Genomic DNA, 5,062 nt, shown 5'->3' on the forward strand with positions numbered 1-5,062 from the left:
CCAGTACGCTGGGGGATGCCAGCGCCTGCTCGAACCATTCGCGAAACACCGGTTCCTGGTAGCGCGTGGGGCTGGGGTGCTGGGCCCAGATCAACGGGTCGCAGGCGACGCCATACAGGGCCTCGAAATCCCCGGTTTCCAGCGGGCGCAGCTCAAGTAACACACCCTTGATGGAGAGCGGTATGGGTAGCGATTGCATCACTGTACTCCAGGCGCTGACAGTGCCAGATCATCGCGCATGGGATATGGCACTCGCAAGCACATGGGGCAGCGCAATACCGCTCAGTCGACCAGTTCGCCCTTACGCGCCAACGCCCACGGCGCAATCAACCGTTGCGGCGTCTGGCAGGCTTTACGCTTGAACACAAAGTTGCGGCACTTCTCAGCAAACTGCTGGCGGTTGTGCACCATGTCCAGTTCCATCTGGGCCAACTCGTTTTGGCGGCAGCGATCCATTGGCTCAAGGTCGATAGTGGCTTTTCGCATGCGTTGCGCGGCGTATTTCTCATCGCTCAGCGCGCCTTGGGCCGCTTGCAGTAACCATGCACTGAACGCACTCGGGCAACGTGGCCCAATGTCCTGCACCATGCCCCACTGCTGTGCCTGAATGGCGCTGATCGGCAGGCACTCTTCAGTGAGCTTATGGGCAATTTCACTGCCCACCGCACGCGGCAGGCTGTAGGTCCAGTATTCGGAGCCATACAGGCCCATGCTCTTGTAATGCGGGTTGAGCACTACGCCGGCACGGGCGAAGACGATATCGGCCGCCAGGGCCAGCATTACACCGCCGGCACCGGCACTGCCGGTCAGCCCGCTGACCACCAGTTGCCGGGCGGTCAGCAGTTCCTGGCACACATCATCGATCGCCTGGATATTTGCCCAAGCCTCCAGCCCCGGCACGGGTGCGGCCTGGATGACGTTGAGGTGTACGCCGTTGGAAAAGCTGCCGCGCCCGCCTTTGATCAGCAGCACCTGGGTGTCCCGTGCCTTGGCCCAGCGCAGTGCAGCGACCAGCCGCTGGCATTGTTCAGTGCTCATGGCGCCGTTGTAGAACTCGAAGGTCAATTCGCCGACATCGCCGCATTCACGGTAGCGAATCGGTTGATAGGCCTGTTCATTGAAGGCTTGGTGGGCAATTGAGCTGTCCAGCACGGGCACACGCGCCAGGCGCCCGGCCAACACGTGACGGGCCGGCAACTTGAAGGTTTCCTCGCCTGGCTGGGCCTTGCGTTTAAGTGAGCCGACCCACACGCTCTGATCGCCGGCTGCGACCAATACCGCATCATCCTGTACCGCGAGCATTTCACCCGGCAGGCCCCGGCGTGCATCCAGGTGCGCGTCGTACAAGTAGTACTGCTCGCCTTGGATGCTGGCCAACACACCCGGCTGGCCGTCGGCGGCGTCGATGCTGCGTTTGATGAAGCGCGCGCAGTCGTGCCAGCTGAAAGCACGGTCTACCTGCTTCATGTTCGGCTGCAAGCGCCCGATAACGTTGGGCTGCGTGTAATCCAGTGGCGCAGGGAGCACACCACGGGTGAATTTTTCCACCACGTCGCGAATACAGGTGATCGCAGCGTCACTCACCAGGCCGTTGTACAACTCGGACTTTCGCACCTCGGCGGGCATGTCGAACTCACAGGTCGACCAGACCGGCCCTGCGTCCATCTCCTCCACCGCCTGCAACGCGGTGACGCCCCAGCGACGGGCCTGCTGGGTGATGGCCCAGTCCAACGCGCTGGCGCCACGGTCACCGACAATCCCCGGATGAATGATCACCACCGGGCGGTCGAGGTTGCTCCACAACTGCTGCGGCACGCGGTCCTTGAGAAACGGGCAGATCACCAGGTCGGCGTCCGCCGCCTCGATTTGCCGGCACACCGTGGCTTCATCGGTGAACAGCACCACGCTGGGGTCAAACCCAGACTGGCGCAAATCCAGCCAGGCCCGTTGGGTCAAACCGTTGAATGCAGAGGACAACAAGATGATCTTCAGTGATCGCATGGCAGACTCTTCCTTGAGGTGCACGGCCACAGGCTCGCATTGAGCCGTCCCTGGCCTTTGATGGAAGCGCAAGGTTAAAAGGCCTGTCAGGCGGGGCACCTGATCGAGATCAATGTTCGGTCAGCCAGGGAGAATTGCGTCGCAAGAACCGGAGTTTCAGTGGGTTGGCGCCTGCCTACACTGGCGCAAATGCACAGTGACCGAGGCTTTCATGACTCCCCTTGCCGCCACCCTGGTACACCTGGATTGGCAAACCATCGGCCTGGAACTCGACCGCGAAGGTTTCGTCGTGCTGCCCGGCATGTTCGGGCTTGAGGTCCCAGGCTTGTTCACCCACCTACTGAACGGCTTTTATCCGCCATTGGCACAGGTTTCCAACCGGTGGAACGACATCCTGCAACTGCCCTACCGCTACCCTCCCCAACTCACCGACTTTCATGCGCAGTGCCGCGCCGTCGGCCAGCAGCAAGCACTGCCCCAACTGACATGCCTGCGCAAAGACGAGCACCAGGCGCTGGGGCAGGACGCCGAGGGCGAGCACGTATTTCCATTTCAGTTGGCCGGCGTGCTGTCTGCGCCCGGCGAGGATTTCACCGGCGGCGAATGTGTCCTTACCGAGCAACGCCCCAGAATGCAATCACGGCCGATGGTGGTGCCGTTGCAGCGCGGCGATCTGGCCGTGATCACCACGGCACACCGCCCGTTCAAGGGCAGCAAGGGTTACTACCGGGTGAATATGAAACACGCGATCAGCAGCGTCCGAAGCGGCGAACGGCGCGGTTTTTTGCTCAGTTTTCACTTATGCCCTGGGGCGGCGCATGACTGACGAGCGCATGTGGCGGGTATTGGGCAGCGATGGCCAAGCCTACTCAAGCGCCGAACCGGGCACATTGGCTGGTCATCGACGCGGTAAACGCTACGGCACGCTGGATTGCCGTGCGGCACTGCACGCCATCGCCCGTGGCTGCTATGTGCAGCACCGGGTGTTTTTCCTCAATCAATCCAGCGCCATCGCAGCGGGCTATCGCCCTTGCGCCGTGTGCATGCCGGCCGAGTATCGCCAATGGAAACTTCAGCAGCCTTTATGAACACTCACCTGGAAAATCTCGATTGGCCAATGATCGAAGCGGCCTTGATGAACGACGGCTTCGCCCTGCTGCCACGACTGTTGACTCGGCAAACTTGCCGGCAACTCGCGGCACTCTATGCTGATGAAAGTCACTTTCGCAGCCGCATCGTCATGCAGCGCTACGCCTTCGGGCGAGGTGAATACCAGTACTTTCGCTACCCGCTGCCGGCACTCGTCGACAGCCTGCGCTCGCATCTTTACGCGCGCCTCGCACCAGTCGCCAACCGCTGGCACGCGGCGCTGAAGATGAATCAACGATTCCCCAACACCCATGTGGAATTCAAAGCGCTATGTCACCAGGCCGGCCAATGCAGGCCCACGCCGCTGATGCTGCGCTATCGGCAAAATGACTACACCTGCCTGCATCAGGACTTGTATGGCGAGCAGGTGTTTCCGTTTCAGGCGGTGTTCCTGCTGGACCAGCCAGGCCTGGACTTCGAAGGGGGTGAGTTCGTGCTCACTCACACCGGCTCCAGCAAACCCGCACGGGCTGAGGTAGTGCCCCTTGAACAAGGCCAGGCACTGATCTTTGCCGTCAACAGCCGCCCGGCACGTTCCGCGCGTGGTTTTTGCACAGTCAGCGTGCGTCATGGGGTGAGCCGCCTGCATCGCGGAGAGCGCCACACGCTGGGCATCATCTTTCACGATGCCAAATGAATGCTGTCAACGGGTTAGCTTCACGCCCTTGATCCACTTAACCGCATCATCAACCGACTGGCCTGCACCGCCGGGCGAGACGTTGTGCCCCAACTCGGGATACAGCCGGTATTCAAAGGGTTTGCCCTGGGCTTTAAGCGCACCCAGCCGTTCGATGGCCATGAACGCCGGGGTTTGCAGGTCCTGGCCGCCCAGCAACCATAGCCCCGGCACCGAGATGCTGGCGAGTGCGGCGCGTGGGTCGGTAGCGGCAAAATCATAGCGGTCCGGGTCTTGCGCGATATGTTGGCGGGCATCGGCCTCGCTGTGGGTATGCCAGAAATCTGCCTTGCCCTGGGTCAGAAACTGGAACCGTAGCTGCTCAAGTGTCGTCAGCAGTGGGCCGCTGAATAGCACCATGAAGTTGATGCTCCGATTACGCTCGGCGGCAAGGGGAATGATCCAGCCCGCCTGGCTGAAACCCACCAGCCCAACGGGCACTGGGTTGGCCGCAAGCGTGGTGGATAACACCACGAGCGCCGCATTCGCATCACCCGCCAGCGCCGCCAGATTGGAAGCGTCGAGGTTATTGCCGCCGACTTCCGGGCCAGCGTACACACCGCCAGATTGCCCGACGCCGCGTTTGTCGTAGGTCAACACCGCGATGCCACGTTGGGCCAGGGTTGTGGCAAAACTGCTCATACGCGGCACCTGGCCGGAACCGTGTACCAGCACCACGCCGGCTACTGGATGCTCGGGCAGGTAAACCGTGCCGGCCAGTGCAACATCAGCGTTGGCAAATGTAATGTCCCGCGTCACAAAAGTGGCGGGGGCAGCCAGGGCCAACCCAGGCGTCAACATGAAAACGCCCAGCCAAAAGCCGGTGGTTCGCAGCATGTGTCAATCCGCACAAAGGGACGTCCGAGTACCGGTGCGCCACTGTGCCTGGGCAGAGTTACTATCTTATGACTGGCGGCTTTTATGGGGGATACGCTGTGTCAGACACCTGGATTTTGACTGACCCACCGCATTCGCGGGCAAGCCCGCTCCCACACGAAGAGTGCGGCCCTTGGATTTGGCGCCTATAACTGCTGTTGTGAAAAACCACCTGACGGAGCATCACTATGAACCCGACGAAAACCGCATTGGTCCTGATTGAATTCCAAAATGACTTCACCACTGCGGGTGGGGTGTTTCACGACGCGGTCAAAGGCGTCATGCACAGCACCGACATGCTGGCGAACACTGCAACCACCGTTGAGCAAGCCCGAAAACTCGGTGTGAAGATCATCCATA

At 61.1% G+C, this 5,062-nt stretch carries 6 protein-coding genes and 1 pseudogene; 4 read left to right on the top strand and 3 right to left on the bottom strand.

Going from position 1 to position 5,062, the window contains the following annotated elements; all coding sequences use genetic code 11:
* Together FEM54_RS24180 and FEM54_RS24185 are read right to left on the bottom strand one after the other, a co-directional pair.
* Positions 1-199: pseudogene (locus tag FEM54_RS24180) on the bottom strand (GNAT family N-acetyltransferase); the annotation flags it as partial.
* An 83-nt stretch (positions 200-282) separates the two neighbouring features.
* Positions 283-2,001 (bottom strand): hydrogenase maturation protein, encoded by a 1,719-nt coding sequence (locus tag FEM54_RS24185; RefSeq protein WP_138453408.1) that lies wholly within the window; start codon positions 1,999-2,001, stop codon positions 283-285.
* 211 nt (positions 2,002-2,212) lie between these two features.
* Between FEM54_RS24185 and FEM54_RS24190 the strand changes: the two genes are divergently transcribed.
* From FEM54_RS24190 to FEM54_RS24200, 3 genes are read left to right on the top strand one after another with little or no spacing between them, the layout of a single operon-like run.
* On the top strand, positions 2,213-2,827 hold the full coding sequence (locus FEM54_RS24190) for a 2OG-Fe(II) oxygenase (RefSeq protein ID WP_138453409.1): 615 nt from the start codon (positions 2,213-2,215) through the stop codon (positions 2,825-2,827).
* The gene (locus tag FEM54_RS24195) at positions 2,820-3,089 is read left to right on the top strand and encodes a metal-binding protein (RefSeq protein WP_171045891.1); all 270 of its coding nucleotides are present in this window, start codon (positions 2,820-2,822) and stop codon (positions 3,087-3,089) included. Before FEM54_RS24190 ends, FEM54_RS24195 begins: the two co-directional genes overlap by 8 nt.
* A complete protein-coding gene (locus FEM54_RS24200; protein ID WP_138453410.1) occupies positions 3,086-3,787 on the top strand; it encodes a 2OG-Fe(II) oxygenase in 702 nt (233 codons plus the stop codon). Before FEM54_RS24195 ends, FEM54_RS24200 begins: the two co-directional genes overlap by 4 nt.
* 6 nt (positions 3,788-3,793) lie before the next feature.
* Here the strand turns inward: FEM54_RS24200 and FEM54_RS24205 are convergent, their stop codons facing one another.
* A complete protein-coding gene (locus FEM54_RS24205) occupies positions 3,794-4,663 on the bottom strand; it encodes an alpha/beta hydrolase family protein (protein ID WP_138453411.1) in 870 nt (289 codons plus the stop codon).
* A 227-nt stretch (positions 4,664-4,890) separates the two neighbouring features.
* Between FEM54_RS24205 and FEM54_RS24210 the strand changes: the two genes are divergently transcribed.
* A partial coding sequence (locus FEM54_RS24210) for an isochorismatase family protein (RefSeq protein ID WP_138453412.1) occupies positions 4,891-5,062 on the top strand: 172 nt, incomplete at its 3' end.

The sequence above is a fragment of the Pseudomonas edaphica genome (assembly GCF_005863185.1).
Classification (GTDB): domain Bacteria; phylum Pseudomonadota; class Gammaproteobacteria; order Pseudomonadales; family Pseudomonadaceae; genus Aquipseudomonas; species Aquipseudomonas edaphica.

Bases quoted from the DNA above. Each gene is read 5' to 3' on its own strand.
- FEM54_RS24185 (WP_138453408.1), bottom strand. From the start codon at position 2,001: ATGCGATCACTGAAGATCATCTTGTTGTCCTCTGCATTCAACGGTTTG.
- FEM54_RS24190 (WP_138453409.1), top strand. From the start codon at position 2,213: ATGACTCCCCTTGCCGCCACCCTGGTACACCTGGATTGGCAAACCATC.
- FEM54_RS24195 (WP_171045891.1), top strand. From the start codon at position 2,820: ATGACTGACGAGCGCATGTGGCGGGTATTGGGCAGCGATGGCCAAGCC.
- FEM54_RS24200 (WP_138453410.1), top strand. From the start codon at position 3,086: ATGAACACTCACCTGGAAAATCTCGATTGGCCAATGATCGAAGCGGCC.
- FEM54_RS24205 (WP_138453411.1), bottom strand. From the start codon at position 4,663: ATGCTGCGAACCACCGGCTTTTGGCTGGGCGTTTTCATGTTGACGCCT.